Origin of the sequence: Arthrobacter sp. FW306-05-C, from assembly GCF_021801725.1 — a bacterium.
GTDB lineage: Bacteria > Actinomycetota > Actinomycetes > Actinomycetales > Micrococcaceae > Arthrobacter.
In genome coordinates this window covers 1010703-1024433 of sequence record NZ_CP084556.1, presented here as the reverse complement: position 1 = coordinate 1024433, position 13731 = coordinate 1010703, and the positions used below count along the sequence as shown (strand labels likewise).

Below are 13731 nucleotides of genomic sequence, written 5' to 3'. Positions count from 1 at the left end.
CAGCTGTGGTTGATAATTTCTTACGCGGCTGAGGCCGCGTTTTTTATTGTCTCAAACTCGATGGGTGTCAGCCGCCCGAGGGCGCGTTGACGGCGTTTGCGGTGGTAGCTGCGCTCGATCCAGGTCGTGATGGCCAGCCGGAGCTCGGCCCGGGTCTCCCATCGTTTCCGGTTCAGGACGTTCTTTTGAAGCAGGGAGAAGAACGATTCCATCGCCGCGTTGTCACCGCAGGCCCCGACCCGGCCCATCGATCCGCTCAGCCCATAGGTGTTCAGGGCCAGGACGAACTTTCTGGATCTGAACTGGGACCCTCTGTCCGAGTGGACCACCGTGCCCGCCGGTTTCCTGAGGGCCACGGCGTGGTCCAGGGCGGCGACGGCCAGGGACGCTTTCATCCGCCCGTCCATCGAGTATCCGACGATCCGGTTTGAGTGAAGGTCCTTGATCGCGCACAGGTACAGCTTGCCCTCCCCGGTGTGGTGCTCGGTGATGTCCGTGAGCCATTTCCGGTTCGGTGCCGTGGCGCTGAAGTCCCGTTCGACGAGGTCATCGTGGACCGGAGGGCCGGCCTTGAGCCCTGAGCGGCGCCGCCGGTGGATCACCGAGAGGATGCCGTTCTCCGAGCACAACCGCCAGATCCGGCGTTCGCTGGCGGCCGGGCCGGGACCGGCGTTGATCTCATCGGCGATGAACCGGTATCCGAAGGCAGGATCGTCGCGGTGGTGGTCGATGGCCGCGTTGATCAAGTGGGCTTCTTCCCAGTCCCGGGCGGGGACGGGATTGGCGGCCCACTGGTAGTAGGCCTGTCTGGAGAAATTCAGTACCCGGCAGGACACTGCCACGGGAACCCTGATCGGGGCGTCCCTGGCAGCCAGCTCGCGGACCAGCGGGTACATCATTTTTTTGGATTGATGTCCCGGGACAGATAGGCCACGGCACGGCGCATGACTTCGGCTTCCTGTTCCAGGAGCCGGATGCGTTTGTTGGCCTCCCGCAGCTTCGCGGCGTCATCGGACACCGCCCCGGACTTCACGCCATCTTCTCTATCGGCGATCTTCATCCAGCGGTGCAGGGCAGCGGGCGAGACACCGAAGTCCTTGGCGATCTGGGTGATGGGTGCTTCGCCCTTGCGGGCAACCGCGACGACATCGCGGCGGAACTCTTCGGGAAAGGCTTTGGGCATGATGAACATCCTTCCACCCGCGAGGATCAAATCCTCACAGGCAAAGTGTCAATCAAACCTTCAGCAGTCCCTCTCTTTGTAGTTGGGCATCGTGCTGGCTCCTTGATTGGATGCGATTCGGTTGGTCAAGGAAGCCTAGCGCCTGAGTGCCATTAGCGGCTCTTCGTGGTTGGTGGGGAATTGAGTTCGTGTCGTTGAAGACAAGAGGGCCCGTGGCCCTGCTGGGATGAGTGTGTCTAGCATTCAACCTGGAACAGGACCACGAGCCTTTGAACGAGCCTACCGGGGTCGCAGCCGACGCTGCCACTATCCTCTTCAACCTGCCCGACTACCATGTCATCTCCACCACCATCACTGCCGGCCGGAGGCAGGTCATCGTTGAAACGGACCAGCTACCGGGCTGCCCGAGCTGCGGGGTCATCGCTTCCCGGCGGAAAGAGCGCCGCCTTCAACGGCTCCGTGATATTCCTGTCGCCGGGCCCGTGGAGGTCCTCTGGTCCAAGTACCGCTGGTACTGCGAGGAACCGGCCTGCGACCGGCTCTCGTTCTTCGAATCCACGCCCCAGGTCCCGCGCCATGCCCGGTCCACGAGCCGCCTTCGGGACCAGCTCGTGGACGCCGTCATCCGCTCCGGCCGGGCCGTCTCGGAGACCGCTGCCGGCTTCTCCGTGTCCTGGTGGATGGTCCGGGCTGCGGTGACCGAAGCCTGCCTGCTGCGGTTGCCCGACGTGGACAAGCTCAGCCCGCGGATGCTCGGCATCGACGAACACCGGTTCCGGTCCGTGCGCTACTTCCAGGACCCGTCAACGAAGGCGTGGACCCGGTTCGAACCCTGGATGACAACCATCGTTGATCTCGACACCGGCCAGGTCCTCGGTGTCGTCGACGGGCGGGACCACAAGGGCGTCGGGGACTGGCTGTTCGCCCGGCCCCTGGAGTGGCGCCTGGCCGTGCAGGTCGTCGCGATCGACCCCTCGGCGGCATTCCGTAAAGCGCTCCGGATGTGGCTGCCGCGCACGGCAGTCGCCGTTGATCATTTCCACCTGATCTCCCTGGCGAACCAGGCCATGACGGAGACCCGGCAGAACCTCTCGCAACAGGTCAAGGGCCGCCGCGGCCGGGCCATCGACAAGGCCTGGGCCCACCGCATGCTGCTCCTCCGGGGCGGCGACACCCTCAGCTGCAGGGCCGGCCGCCGACTCGAGGAAGTATTCACCCTGGACGATCCCACAGGAACCCTCCAGGCTGTTTGGAACGTCAAGGAACAACTCCGGGCACTACTCCGCACCGGCTCGCTCGAAGACGCCGCGACGGCCAAGACGGTACTCGAGGAACTGGTCAGGGCAGCCGCACGGCCGGAGACGAACAGGCTCTACCGAACCGTCTGCAGATGGTGGAAAGAGATAGAGGTGCTGATCATTACCGGCGCCACAACAGGGAAGGTCGAGGCCAACAACACCGCTATCAAGAACATCAAGCGAACCGCCCGCGGGTACCGCAACGCAGCCAACTACAAATCCGTTATTCTCTTACGAAGTGCCGTCCGGACGGCGGCATGACGCTCATTCCAGGGACCCGTTTCCCCACGAACCGCGAAGAGCCCCATTAGCAGCCGCTCCAAGCCCCAGTGCCTTGGGTATTCTCGTATCGGCGGCGATTGTCGTGCCGTTCCTTATGGGCTTCGTAGCTCCAACGCCCCGATCCGGGGAGGGCGTTCGGTGGAGACTACAAGCCAACGCCCGAGCGGACACGGCAGCTCCTTCAGCTCGCCGAGTTGGACCGGACAATCTAGCTGTACGAGAGTCCTCCATAACGCGATGGCCGCGGGCATACCGTGCCGCACGGAACCGCCGAAGACACGGTTGCGGCCCCAACGAACCCTTCGATGACTGCACGGACATCTTCTCAGGAGTAAGCCGCAGTCGCGTCAGCCTCATCCTTGACGATTCGCTGCTTAGGTGATCGTTCTGTCAGTTCTCATCTTCACCGCTGCCAAAAATCCCAACCAAATTTATGCTTGTTGCCGATTGTGAGGTCTGCGTCACAGGATGTCTGCATGACTTCACTTACCGTCTCAGGCCGCGTGGCAGAGGTACTCAGCAGCTATGTCAGTGACGTCTTCGGCGTCATGGGCAACGGCAACGTCTACTTTCTGGACGCCGCCGAGAAGCAGGGCCTGCGCTTCACCCCCGTCCGGCATGAGGGCGCCGCCATTGCCGCGGCCGACGCCTACTGCCGGACCTCGGGACGGCTCGCGGCGGGCACCACCACCTACGGCCCCGGCTACACCAACGCGCTCACCGCCCTCGCCGAGGCGGTCCAGGCGCAGATCCCGGTGGTGCTGGTCACCGGGGACGCACCCACCAGCGGCCCGCGCCCCTGGGACGTGGACCAGGCGGCCATCGCCGCGGGCCTCGGCACGGCCACCTTCACCGTCACCCGTGACGCCGCGGGCGCCGTCACCCGGCAGGCGGTGGAGTACGCACTCACCCGGCGCACCGCCGTCGTGCTCGCCATCCCCTACGACCTCGCTGCACTTGGGGCTGCGGACGAGGAGCTTCCGGAGCCGTCGGCACCCAAGGCGATGGACGACGTCGACGGCGGCCTTGGGCAGGTTGCCCGCCTGCTCGCCGGTGCCAGGCGGCCGCTGATCCTGGCCGGCCGGGGTGCGCACCTCGCCGGAGCCGGGCTGGAGCTCCGCGAACTCGCCGACCGGCTCGGCGCACTGACCGCCGGAACCGCCCTCGCGCTCAACCTCCTCAATGGCGAGGGGTACCTGGGCGTGGCCGGCGGTTTCGGCACCGACACCGCGGCCGGGCTCATGGGCGAGGCCGACGTGGTCCTGGTGGCGGGGGCGAGCCTGAGCCCGTTCACCATGCGGTTCGGGCACCTTCTCAACCCGGATGCGACTGTTATCCAGATCGATACCGCGGTTGAGCCGACGCATCCGCGGGTGGACGTGTTTGTCCAGGCGGACGTAAAGGCTGCTGCCTCGCGGCTTTCGTCTTCGGTTGACGGCGAGACTGCCGCTGCGGCGTGGCGCGCTGAAGCTTCACGGCGCCTGGCTGTTGGGGCAGGTCACGCTGCTGGGTTTTCTGAAACTGCTGATGGGCGGCTGGATCCACGCGCCCTAGCCTCCGCGCTCGACGCCGTGCTGCCGGAGCGCCGCACGGTGGTGCAGGACGGCGGGCATTTCATCGGCTGGGCGCCCATGTACTGGAACATCCCGCGGCCGCAGGACCTGGTGATGGTGGGGACCGCGTATCAGACGATCGGACTTGGCCTGGCCAGCGCGGTCGGGGCCGCACGTGCGGTGGAGGACGACCGCACCCTCGTGCTGGCCTCCGGCGACGGTGGTTTCCTGATGGGCCTGTCCGACCTCGAATCGCTGATCGGCGCCGCCCGCAGCGCCATCGTGGTGATCTACAACGACGCCGCCTACGGGGCCGAGATCCACCAGTACGGCTCGCAGGGCCTGACCGAGAGGCCGATGCTGATCCCGGAGGTGGACTTCAGCGGGGTTGCCCGGGCGTTGGGTGCGGAGTCGGCTGTGATCCGGTCCTTATCCGACTTGGCCGCGCTGCAGGAATGGATCGACGTCGGCGCGAAGGGAACCTTCGTGGCCGACTGCCGCATCACGTCTACCGTCCGCGCGCCGTGGCTGACCGAGTGGATGAACGCGACGCGTGCCGCGAAGGCTGCGGTGGCGGGGTAGAACCGGCTTAGGATTTCTTCCATGAAGATTGCCGTTGCAGGGGGAACCGGTACAGTGGGCCGCCACGTTGTGGCCATCGCCAGGGAGCGCGGGCACCAGGTGGTCAGTCTCAGCCGCGCCGAAGGGGTGGACTTGGTCAACGGGCGGGGTCTCGAGCAGGCACTCCAGAATGTCGACACGGTCATCGACGTCGCCGGCATCCAGACCCTGTCCACCAAGAAAGCCGTGGATTACTTCACCAACGCCACCCAGAACCTGCTGGCAGCCGGGAAGAAGGCCGGCGTGACGCACCATGTGGCGCTGTCCATTGTGGGCATCGACAACGCCCATTCAGGACTGTACGCCGGGAAATTAGTGCAGGAAGACGAGGTCAGGCACGGCGGCATTCCGTGGACCCTCCTCCGGGCCACCCAGTTCCACGAGTTCGTACCGATGTCCATCAAGGCCGCCTCGGTGGGCCCCCTGGTCCTCGTGCCCACGATGGCCACCCAACCGGTGGCAGCAAAGGAGGTGGCCGCGGCCCTGGTGGACGCGGCCGAGGCCGGGCCGCGTGGACGCATCCCGGATCTCGGCGGCCCGCGGCCCGAACAGCTGAAAAGCCTGGTCGCGGCTTATCTGGCCAAGACGCGGCAGAAGAAACGGATCGTGCCGGTGCACGTCCCCAGACCCATGGGCAAGGCCATGCGTAAAGGTGCGTTGATCCCGGCGCCGGGATCCGCCGTCGGACGCCAGACGTTCCTGGAGTGGCTCGAAGCCCTCGACGCCGCGTAAAAAGCCGGTCCCTAATGGGGCAGTTGCCCCATGCCCTTGCTGCGGCCCGCTCCTAGGCTCAGGACATGGAGAAAAGGAGGCGGCCATGAACACCTACCAGCCGCAGTCAGCAGCACAGGCAACACCGACACTTGCCGAGCTTCCGGACGACGCAGCGGAGCATTTCGCCGGCTACGCCGTCCTGGGGTTACCTTTCAGCACCGGCCATTACCTGGCTTTCCGGGATTTCCCGGTGAGCTCCGTTGGCCCCGGCTACCGCTCCGTGTGGCACCGCACGCCCGGCGGGGAGTGGACCATCTACGCCAACACCGCACCGGAGTTCAGCTGCGCACGCTACTTCGGCGCGGCCGTGCAGTACACGGTGGAGACCGACGTCGACATCCAGTGGAGCGGGCCCTTCAACGCCGTGATCACCGTCCCGGGCGTCCTTGACTGGCGCCTCCAGCTGGGCACCTCGGCTGCCACCTCGATGCTGACCGCCATGGCCGTCCGGATGCCCGAAACGCTGTGGCGCAACGAACTGGTGCTCCGCGCGATGGGAGCATTCGCCGGGCCGCTGCTCAACGCGGGCAAGATGAAAGTCTCCGGCGTGGTGCCCAACGGGCAGACATTCCAGGCCCAGCCCCGGCAGTTGTGGGTGGTCACCGATTCCCAGGCCACCATCGGGGGTGAGGATGCGGGCAAGCCCGGTCCACTCGAGGTGCAGGACCACCTGGCGGACTTCTGGCTTCCGCAACGTGGACTGTTCGGAGCCCGCGTGGGCGTGCGGTTCCCGTCCACCGCCCACGCCAGCGAGAACGGATCCGTACGCGACGGGAAGAAGCAGGCCGCATGACGGCGGGCTGAGCCTACTGCCCGCGGTGATGGCTTCCTAGAATGGCAGGTGTGAAGCAGTCACCGGCTGCACCCCGCCGCAGTGAAGTCCTGGCCGCGCTGTCCCTCGCCATCGACCTGGGCCTCGGGCAGCCGATGGAGCACATGCTGCGGTCGTGCCTGCTGGCTCTGCGGATCGCCGGCTCGGCGGGAGTTGACGCCGCGGGCCAGGGCAGGCTCTACTACGCCAACCAGGTGGCGTGGATCGGCTGCCACGCGGATTCCTTTGAACTGGCGGCGCTGTTCACGGACGATATCGCCTTCCGCGCCGATTACTACAACCGCGACCAGCGCGGACTGCCCATGTACGCCGGTATGTTCAGCCATGCCGGCACGGGCCTGCCGCCACTCGCGCGCGTTGCGTACTGGACGCGTTTCGCGGCCACGGGCAGCGCTGCTGTGCGCAACATGATTGCCTCGCACTGCATCTCCGCCGGGGTACTCGCCAGCAATGTAGGGCTCGACGGCGGCGTAGCAGGACTCCTAGCCCACACCTTTGAGCGGTGGGACGGCAAGGGCCTGCCGGAGGGAGTCGCTGGGCAAGACATTCCACTGGAAATGCGGATCATGCACCTCGCGGATACGGCCGAGGTGTTCCTGCGGCAGGAGGGCGTGGCGGGTGCAGTGGCGATGGTGCGGGCGCGCCGCGGCAGCCAGTTCGATCCGGCCCTGGCCGGGCTGTTCATCGACCAGGCTGAGGCGCTCACCGAAGGACTCCTCGACATCGACTGCTGGCAGGCGGCCCTGGACCTGGCACCCAACGACGCTCCCCTGTCCGGGACCCAACTGGACGCGGTGCTGTCTGCAGTGGGTGACTTCGCCGACCTCAAATCTCCTTACACCGCCGGGCACTCCCGCGCCGTGGCTGCCCTCGCAGCCGCCGCGGGCGAGGAGCACGGGCTGTCGGCCGACGATGTTAGTGAGCTCCGCCGTGCAGGATGGGTTCACGACCTGGGCCGGCTGGGAGTATCCAACCAGGTATGGGACAAGAAGGAACCCCTCTCCCAAGCCGACCTGGAACGCATCCACATGCACCCGTACCTGGGAGAACGGATCCTCAGCCGCGTGCCCGGGCTGAGGGCCGAGGCAGCCCTGACCGGCCTGCACCATGAGCGGCTGGACGGGTCCGGCTACCCACGCGGGATCGGCGGAACCGAGTTGGGGATCAAGCAGCGGATCCTGGCTGCCGCCGACTCCTACCATTCCTCTTTGGAACCCCGTCCGCACCGGGACGCCCTCACGCCCGCCGACGCTGCTGCCAGGCTGCGGCATGAAGCTTCAGCGGGCCGGATTAGCCGCGAGGCTGCGGACGCCGTGCTCACGGCGGCGGGACAGCAGCCCCATCACCGGCCTGCCGCTCCGGCCGGGCTCACGCCCAGGGAAATGGAAATCCTCGGCATGCTCTGCCGCGGGATGACGCCGGCCGAGATAGCCGGCAGCCTGTTTCTCGCCCGCAAGACCGTCCGCAACCACGTAGAGCACATCTACATCAAGATCGGTGCAACCAACCGGGTGGGTGCCACATTGTTCGCGGTGAGAAACGGCCTGATCGAGCAGTGAGCCGCCACTGCTCCGGCGCGCGGCGGCACCCGCCCTGCTTCCGCCGTAGCACAGAAAAGGAGGCCGACGACGACACTGGGTGTCGCCGTCGGCCTCCTTTTTGCCTCCGCGGCGGGCTAAGCCGCTGCGGAACCAGGGCTTTAAGCCGCAGGGAGCGTGAGGTAGCTGCCCTCGACAGTGTTGGCGGGGACAACGAGAGCGCCGCCCGCCGTGACGTAGCTGCCACGGGTGGAGCGGGACAGGTTTCGGCTGCCGGGAAGGGTGACATAGCTGCCGCGGCCGACGGTCGCGCTGCCGGCGGGAAGGGTCACGTAGCTGCCACCGCGCGGGGCGGGGGCGGCTTGGTTGGTGGGGAAGGTTTTTGCGGGTCGTTCGGCCAGCGTAGTCATGGGTTCTCCTCGGAATTTGGAATGAGGGGGATGAGGGCCATTCGGGTTGTTGTGTCGCTCAAGCAGGAAGGGCGGTGGCGAAGAAATCGCATGCCCTGCTGGCCCGGGAATGTTCACCGGTGCGGCACTCAAGGGCGGCGGTGACCTGTACTTAAATTTACGCGCTTATTACGATCTACTCAAAATAAAGTGGGCAGACTCACCAGCCCATAGGACCGCTGCCACAGGCTGCACTCTGGACAAAAAAGAGGCTGCGCATCGGATCGGACCCGGCATACCCCGCGACGGGGCCCAGACCGGGGTCGCACTGGTCAAGATGGCGGAGCCCCGGGTTCCGACACTGGCGCGCCACGCTGCGCTGGGCGCGGGAGGTCGCCGCGGCACCGGTACCGCTCGACCTCACGCACGCCCAGTTCGTGAAGATTGTGGTGGCCGTGAACCACGGATTCCTGATTCTTTGGGTAAATGGCGAAGGCTCCGTCCCTTGGGACGGAGCCTTCGCCGTCTAAGTTATTCCCGACGCCTCACGGAGCATCAGTCCAGCGCCCAGGCCTGGTCTGCCCGGGCCCCGTCAGCCTTCCGCCGGCGCCGCAGCACCATGATCAGGAAAGCTGCGCTGACCAGGAGCAATCCGCCCGCTCCGGCAGCCACCACGGGAAGCGCCATGTCGAAGGAAGCCTGCGCAACGACGGACTCATCGGGTGCACCGGCGTCAGGCACTGCTGCCGTCTCTCCCCCACCCGGGGCGGGCGTCGCAACAGACGCAACAGGTCCGCCGTCGAGCACTGTCAGTGACTTGCTGTGCCTGTTCACCACCACCACGGACCCGTCCGCCCGTTCGGCAAGGCGCCCGGGATCGGCACCCACCGCGATGGTCTCCGGAGCAGCCGCGCCGGGGGGGATCACCGAGACCGAGTCGCCCAGGCCGTTGGTCACGTACACCGTCCCGTCGGCAGCGGCCAGCACCTCCTGCGGCGCCTCACCCACGGGAATCCGCCGTGCCACCGTGGTGCCGCCGGGCTCGATCACCGCAACGTCGTTGGTCTTGATATTGGCCACGTAGACGGTCCCGTCCGGAGCCACGGCAATGCCATGCGGATGGCCCTGCAATCCCACGTCGACGGTGTGCGACGGCCATGCCGCACCGGCCGGAATCACGCTAACGGTGCCGGCGAGCTCGTTGGCGGAGTAGGCCGTCCCGTCCTTGCCCACGGCAAGCCGCACCGGATATGGGCCGGCCTGGATAATCCTTTGCACCCAGGCGTCGCCCTGCTTCACCACGGACACCGAGTTTTCGTCCGGATTGACCACGTAGAGCGAACCCTCCGGCCCCACCGTCAGCCAGTGCGTTCCCGGGGCCACCTTCAGGACCAGGGAGACTTCGTCCGCGCCCGGGGCCACCATCCCGATCCCGGACTGCGCGCCGTCGTATTGCGCCACGTAAAGCGTCCCGTTCGGCGTCACTGCGAGTGACGTGGGAGAGTTCCCGGTCTTGATGGTGCGGGACGGCACGGTCTCCCCCGGCTTGTAGGCGCTCACACCGCCGTCGTACCGGTAATCGCTGACATACAGGGTTCCATCCGGTCCGGACGCAATGCCCACCGGGTCGCCTGCCACGATTATCGTCTGTGAGTCCGCGGCGGACGCCGGAACAACCGCGACGGCCGTGGCCACCACCAGGGCGGCACCGGCCAGCAGCGCCCGGCGGGCAGCCAGCAGCAGCGAAGCGTGCAGGCGTGACGGTCTGGATGTCATCAAAGTTCCCCCAAAATGGCGCCGATCCCCCTCGGCAATGCTCCGATCCTACCTGCGCTCCCGGCCAGACGTTCCAGTTCAGCGCCCGGTGACATTCGACCCTGTGTTCACAGCGCATGAGTGGGCGATTCTTCTAAAGAAGGAAAGGTTCCGCATATGAAAAAGTCCCCCCGCCCCGGAGCCTGGAGGCGTATTACATGGAGCAGTTGATCCCTTGGGCGATATTCTGCACCGCGGTCCTGGTATTTTGCCTGATCAAGCCGCCCGCGGCCCGGGTCTTCGTCGGGGCGTTCTTCATCCTCATGGCAATAGGCGTCAACATCGTCCTGAGCTTCGCCGCCCCCGACCAGTTCGTAAAGCTCGGCACGGACAACGCCTTGATTCCCTTCTACGCCTGGGTGTTCCAGACTTTCGTCGCCCCCGCACCGCAAATCGTGGGGATCCTGGCGGCAGCCGGCGAGACGGCCATCGAGCTGCTGATCCTCAGCGGAGGCAGGCGGGCCAGGCTGGGCCTGGTCGGTGCCATTATCTTCCTGATCGTCATCACCCCGCTGGGAGTCTGGACGTTGCCCAATCCGATCTTTGCCGCTGGCCTTGTTCGGCTGCTTCGGGAGGAATACCCACGAAACCTGTTGCGATTGCGCCGTACACAGCACCTACCTGTTACCCCGAGTGGACACGCGTAGCGGAATCAGCCGCTGCCGCATGGAAGAGGCATCCCTCATGAACTCCGCGAACCCATCGAAGGGCGCGAAGAAGTTTGCGGACACGTCATCACCGCCCGGTCGAAGGGCGCATAGTTAGATAATGACGGGTCCATACACCCGGGGGGACTCCTACAGCAGCGAGGCCTCCCGGAAACACATCAGGCAGTCGCTGGAGAACTACGGCGCAACAGAGATCATCTTCAGCCAGCGGGGAAGCCTGGGCGCCGTCGGATTCAAGGGCGACGGCAGGCAGTTCCGGGTTGTCATGCAGTTACTGCAGTCCGAGGGAGCACTGGCGATCCGCGGAGACATCGCCGACAGCGCGCTCCGGGAAGCGAGCGCAAAGGTACTGGAACGTGTGAACCGCAAATCCTGGCACGCCCTGGCTCTGGCCATCGACGCCAAGCTTGGAGCAGCGACGGCGGGCATTGCCACCCTTGAATCGGAGTTCCTGGCCCATGTCGTTCTTCCCGGCAACCACACGGTGCTGGACCAAATCGAACCCGTCATTGCGTCTTCCTACCGGTCCGGCCAGCGTCCGTCCTTCGGCCTGTCCGCCCTTCCGCCCATAGCCAGCGGCCCGCCGTCGTAATTTACGACGGCGGGCCGCTCACCAAAGTGCCTGGCTCCCCTACTTCCCAGGTGCGCGGTACGCGGGCGTCTTCCTGGCGGCTTCGTCGATGTCCTCCACACTCATGAGCGGCTTCAGGCGGACATTGACGTTCCCCGTCGAGTTGATCAGCAGCGACAGTGCCGCGGCACTGGCGTCATCGGGCACCTCGAAAACGCCCAGGACGTCGTAGTACCCAAAGGCGTAGTAGAAGCTTTCCAGCGTCCCGCCAACGGATTTCAGGGCCTCCGTCAGGGCATCGCGCCGTTTGGTGCCGCCTTCCTGCATGAGCCCCTTGATTCCGTCGCCCACATACGTTGCTTCAAACATGTACTTCGGCATGGTCTTTTCCTTCCTGCAACGGGGCGGGTGGCCCCGACACCGCCGAAAGTATTCCGGCGGCTGCAGGCAGTCAATAAGCCCGCCTACCCAATGTTCTCCCCCGTTGTAGTGGGCCCAAAGTAGGGCATTTCTCCCCTGTCCGCCGTCCGCCGGCGCGGCTAGCCTGACCCGCATCAGCGTCCACCGCCGTCGAGGAGTTGCCATGGCCGGATTTGTGCAGATCATCGAATTCACGTCCTCCCGCATCAAGGAGATCGAAGAGCTGGGCCGCCCCTCCAGAACCGGGGGAAGCACTGCGCCCACGTTCCGCCGCATCGTTGCCACCGCGGACAGGGACCACCCGGGCCACTACTTCACCATCGCCGAGTTCGATTCCTACGACTCCGCCATGGAGAATTCCGGCCGCCCGGAGACCTCCGACTTCGCTGCCAGGATGGCCGCACTCTGCGACGGGCCGGTAATCTTCCACAACCTCGACGTGATGTGGGAGGACACCGGAGACGGTGCGGGCAGCGGCTAGGGGCATGGCTTCCACAACTCGCACACGGGAACGGGGCGGGGCCGGGACAGACCTCGTTGCCGGTCTCAGCTCCCTGGCCGGGGCTTCCCTGGACATGGTGGGCGGCAAGGCCCTCAACCTGGGCCGGCTGGCGGCAACCGGTTTTCCGGTTCCGTCCGGCTTCTGCCTGACCACCGCTGCGTACCGAATGGCCGCGCCCAGCGAACTGGACGGCATCGCCACCCGCCTTGACGGCGCAGAACAACCTGGCCAGGCAGACAGGCATGACCAGGCGGGGAGGGCCGGCCAGGCGGAAACGCACGACGGCGGCCGCGCACTTCCGGACGAAGACCGAAACCAGCTCGCATGGTCAGCCCGCGAGGCGATGGTGGCAGCACCGGTACCGCACGAGGTTGAAACCGCCCTCCGCGAGACGTATGCCGCAATGGGCGGCGGGCCGGTGGCGGTGCGTTCATGAGCCGCTGCCGAGGACCTGCCCTTTGCCAGCTTCGCCGGGCAGCAGGACTCGTTCATGGACATGGTGGGAGCCGACGCCGTCGTCCAGGCGTCATTTCGCACGGCGCAGTGGTGGCCCGGGAGTACGGCATCCCGGCCGTGGTGGGGGTCGCGGACGCCACCACCCGGCTGCGCGACGGGCAGGTGGTCGCCGTGGATGGGGCCGCGGGAACCGTCACGTGGTGACGCCTGCCCTTCCACGCCGGTGACACCCCTCGGAAGGGCTGGCAGATTAGGACTTAAGCCCTGTTTGGCGCGGCCGGTCCGGTCCTAGAATTAAAGCGCCTGCAGGTAACCATCAGATGACGCCGGGTTGTTCAGGACATGAAAATGTCCGAGCCTTCTCTTAGCGAGATCGCGAAGGTACCTGCAGGTTTTTATGTCTCCTGGCATGACCGCCCACGGAGCGGCCCGGAAGTGGACCACTGGAGCCCTTCACGAAAGCCGCGGGCACTGGTAAATGTGGCCCTTGCGGCATCGGAAAAGCAGGCGTAACACTGTTAATACGTTCTTCGAAAGAAGGACGGGAACGAACAACAAGGGAACCCTGGAACACACAGTGGAACTGGTCCACGGCGGTCTGCCGGTGACGAGGCAGGAAGCACCAGGATTTCCGCAAGTTCGGGAGATGATGTTCGTCATAACGGAATCAAACAGTCGAAGCCCCTTCAGCACTGCCGGTGGGGCTTCCCCTATTCCTGCCCCCCCTCGCTGTCGCGCGATGGGGGCCAAGGCCGTTCGGCCCTAGCGATCCCTGAGGGCCGGGATGACGCTGGAACAGTCAGGCGTCGGGCTTTCGCCCGCGTGACCG

14 protein-coding genes are annotated in these 13731 nt (G+C 65.9%); 10 read left to right on the top strand and 4 right to left on the bottom strand.

Annotation, left to right across the window (positions count from 1 at the left end; all coding sequences use genetic code 11):
* Positions 1-20: 20 nt before the first annotated feature.
* Positions 21-1183 (bottom strand): IS3 family transposase gene (locus LFT44_RS04800; protein WP_236800145.1). Its coding sequence is split into 2 segments (ribosomal slippage): positions 21-902 and positions 905-1183, totalling 1161 coding nucleotides; the frame shifts between segments, so codons are not numbered across the junction.
* Between the two features lie 230 nt (positions 1184-1413).
* On the opposite strand from LFT44_RS04800, the gene LFT44_RS04795 reads away from it, so the two are divergent.
* From LFT44_RS04795 to LFT44_RS04775, 5 genes are all read left to right on the top strand, one after another.
* Positions 1414-2742 carry an ISL3 family transposase gene (locus LFT44_RS04795; protein ID WP_236798899.1) on the top strand — a complete coding sequence of 443 codons (1329 nt, stop codon included), beginning with the start codon at positions 1414-1416 and terminating at the stop codon, positions 2740-2742.
* A 497-nt stretch (positions 2743-3239) separates the two neighbouring features.
* Positions 3240-4898, top strand: coding sequence for a thiamine pyrophosphate-binding protein (locus LFT44_RS04790; RefSeq protein WP_236801371.1), 1659 nt, complete (start codon positions 3240-3242; stop codon positions 4896-4898).
* A 21-nt stretch (positions 4899-4919) separates the two neighbouring features.
* Positions 4920-5669, top strand: a complete 750-nt coding sequence (locus LFT44_RS04785; protein WP_236801370.1) for an SDR family oxidoreductase — start codon at positions 4920-4922, stop codon at positions 5667-5669.
* Between the two features lie 85 nt (positions 5670-5754).
* The gene (locus LFT44_RS04780; RefSeq protein WP_236801369.1) at positions 5755-6504 is read left to right on the top strand and encodes a hypothetical protein; all 750 of its coding nucleotides are present in this window, start codon (positions 5755-5757) and stop codon (positions 6502-6504) included.
* Positions 6505-6554: 50 nt separating this feature from the next.
* Entirely contained in the window at positions 6555-8102 is a 1548-nt protein-coding gene (locus LFT44_RS04775; RefSeq protein WP_236801368.1) for an HD domain-containing phosphohydrolase, read from the top strand.
* Positions 8103-8242: 140 nt separating this feature from the next.
* Here the strand turns inward: LFT44_RS04775 and LFT44_RS04770 are convergent, their stop codons facing one another.
* Entirely contained in the window at positions 8243-8491 is a 249-nt protein-coding gene (locus LFT44_RS04770) for a hypothetical protein (protein ID WP_236801367.1), read from the bottom strand.
* A 534-nt stretch (positions 8492-9025) separates the two neighbouring features.
* A complete protein-coding gene (locus tag LFT44_RS04765; RefSeq protein ID WP_236801366.1) occupies positions 9026-10246 on the bottom strand; it encodes a virginiamycin B lyase family protein in 1221 nt (406 codons plus the stop codon).
* 197 nt (positions 10247-10443) lie between these two features.
* Between LFT44_RS04765 and LFT44_RS04760 the strand changes: the two genes are divergently transcribed.
* Together LFT44_RS04760 and LFT44_RS04755 are read left to right on the top strand one after the other, a co-directional pair.
* Positions 10444-10932, top strand: a complete 489-nt coding sequence (locus LFT44_RS04760) for a hypothetical protein (RefSeq protein WP_236801364.1) — start codon at positions 10444-10446, stop codon at positions 10930-10932.
* A gap of 121 nt (positions 10933-11053) precedes the next feature.
* Positions 11054-11545, top strand: coding sequence for a hypothetical protein (locus tag LFT44_RS04755; RefSeq protein WP_236801363.1), 492 nt, complete (start codon positions 11054-11056; stop codon positions 11543-11545).
* A gap of 39 nt (positions 11546-11584) precedes the next feature.
* Here LFT44_RS04755 and LFT44_RS04750 read toward each other — a convergent pair whose 3' ends face one another.
* Positions 11585-11905 carry a GYD domain-containing protein gene (locus LFT44_RS04750; protein ID WP_236801362.1) on the bottom strand — a complete coding sequence of 107 codons (321 nt, stop codon included), beginning with the start codon at positions 11903-11905 and terminating at the stop codon, positions 11585-11587.
* 202 nt (positions 11906-12107) lie between these two features.
* Here LFT44_RS04750 and LFT44_RS04745 point away from each other — a divergent pair, with 202 nt between their 5' ends.
* The 3 genes from LFT44_RS04745 to LFT44_RS22065 are packed head-to-tail and all read left to right on the top strand — an operon-like array spanning position 12108 to position 13106.
* Positions 12108-12425 carry a hypothetical protein gene (locus LFT44_RS04745; protein ID WP_236801361.1) on the top strand — a complete coding sequence of 106 codons (318 nt, stop codon included), beginning with the start codon at positions 12108-12110 and terminating at the stop codon, positions 12423-12425.
* A gap of 4 nt (positions 12426-12429) precedes the next feature.
* Entirely contained in the window at positions 12430-12882 is a 453-nt protein-coding gene (locus LFT44_RS04740) for a PEP/pyruvate-binding domain-containing protein (protein ID WP_336885640.1), read from the top strand.
* Positions 12879-13106, top strand: coding sequence for a PEP-utilizing enzyme (locus LFT44_RS22065; protein ID WP_336885639.1), 228 nt, complete (start codon positions 12879-12881; stop codon positions 13104-13106). The genes LFT44_RS04740 and LFT44_RS22065 overlap by 4 nt, the downstream gene beginning before the upstream one ends.
* Positions 13107-13731: the final 625 nt, after the last annotated feature.

Bases quoted from the DNA above. Each gene is read 5' to 3' on its own strand.
- LFT44_RS04790 (WP_236801371.1), top strand. From the start codon at position 3,240: ATGACTTCACTTACCGTCTCAGGCCGCGTGGCAGAGGTACTCAGCAGC.
- LFT44_RS04785 (WP_236801370.1), top strand. From the start codon at position 4,920: ATGAAGATTGCCGTTGCAGGGGGAACCGGTACAGTGGGCCGCCACGTT.
- LFT44_RS04780 (WP_236801369.1), top strand. From the start codon at position 5,755: ATGAACACCTACCAGCCGCAGTCAGCAGCACAGGCAACACCGACACTT.
- LFT44_RS04770 (WP_236801367.1), bottom strand. From the start codon at position 8,491: ATGACTACGCTGGCCGAACGACCCGCAAAAACCTTCCCCACCAACCAA.
- LFT44_RS04765 (WP_236801366.1), bottom strand. From the start codon at position 10,246: ATGACATCCAGACCGTCACGCCTGCACGCTTCGCTGCTGCTGGCTGCC.
- LFT44_RS04760 (WP_236801364.1), top strand. From the start codon at position 10,444: ATGGAGCAGTTGATCCCTTGGGCGATATTCTGCACCGCGGTCCTGGTA.
- LFT44_RS04755 (WP_236801363.1), top strand. From the start codon at position 11,054: ATGACGGGTCCATACACCCGGGGGGACTCCTACAGCAGCGAGGCCTCC.
- LFT44_RS04750 (WP_236801362.1), bottom strand. From the start codon at position 11,905: ATGCCGAAGTACATGTTTGAAGCAACGTATGTGGGCGACGGAATCAAG.
- LFT44_RS04745 (WP_236801361.1), top strand. From the start codon at position 12,108: ATGGCCGGATTTGTGCAGATCATCGAATTCACGTCCTCCCGCATCAAG.
- LFT44_RS04740 (WP_336885640.1), top strand. From the start codon at position 12,430: ATGGCTTCCACAACTCGCACACGGGAACGGGGCGGGGCCGGGACAGAC.
- LFT44_RS22065 (WP_336885639.1), top strand. From the start codon at position 12,879: ATGAGCCGCTGCCGAGGACCTGCCCTTTGCCAGCTTCGCCGGGCAGCA.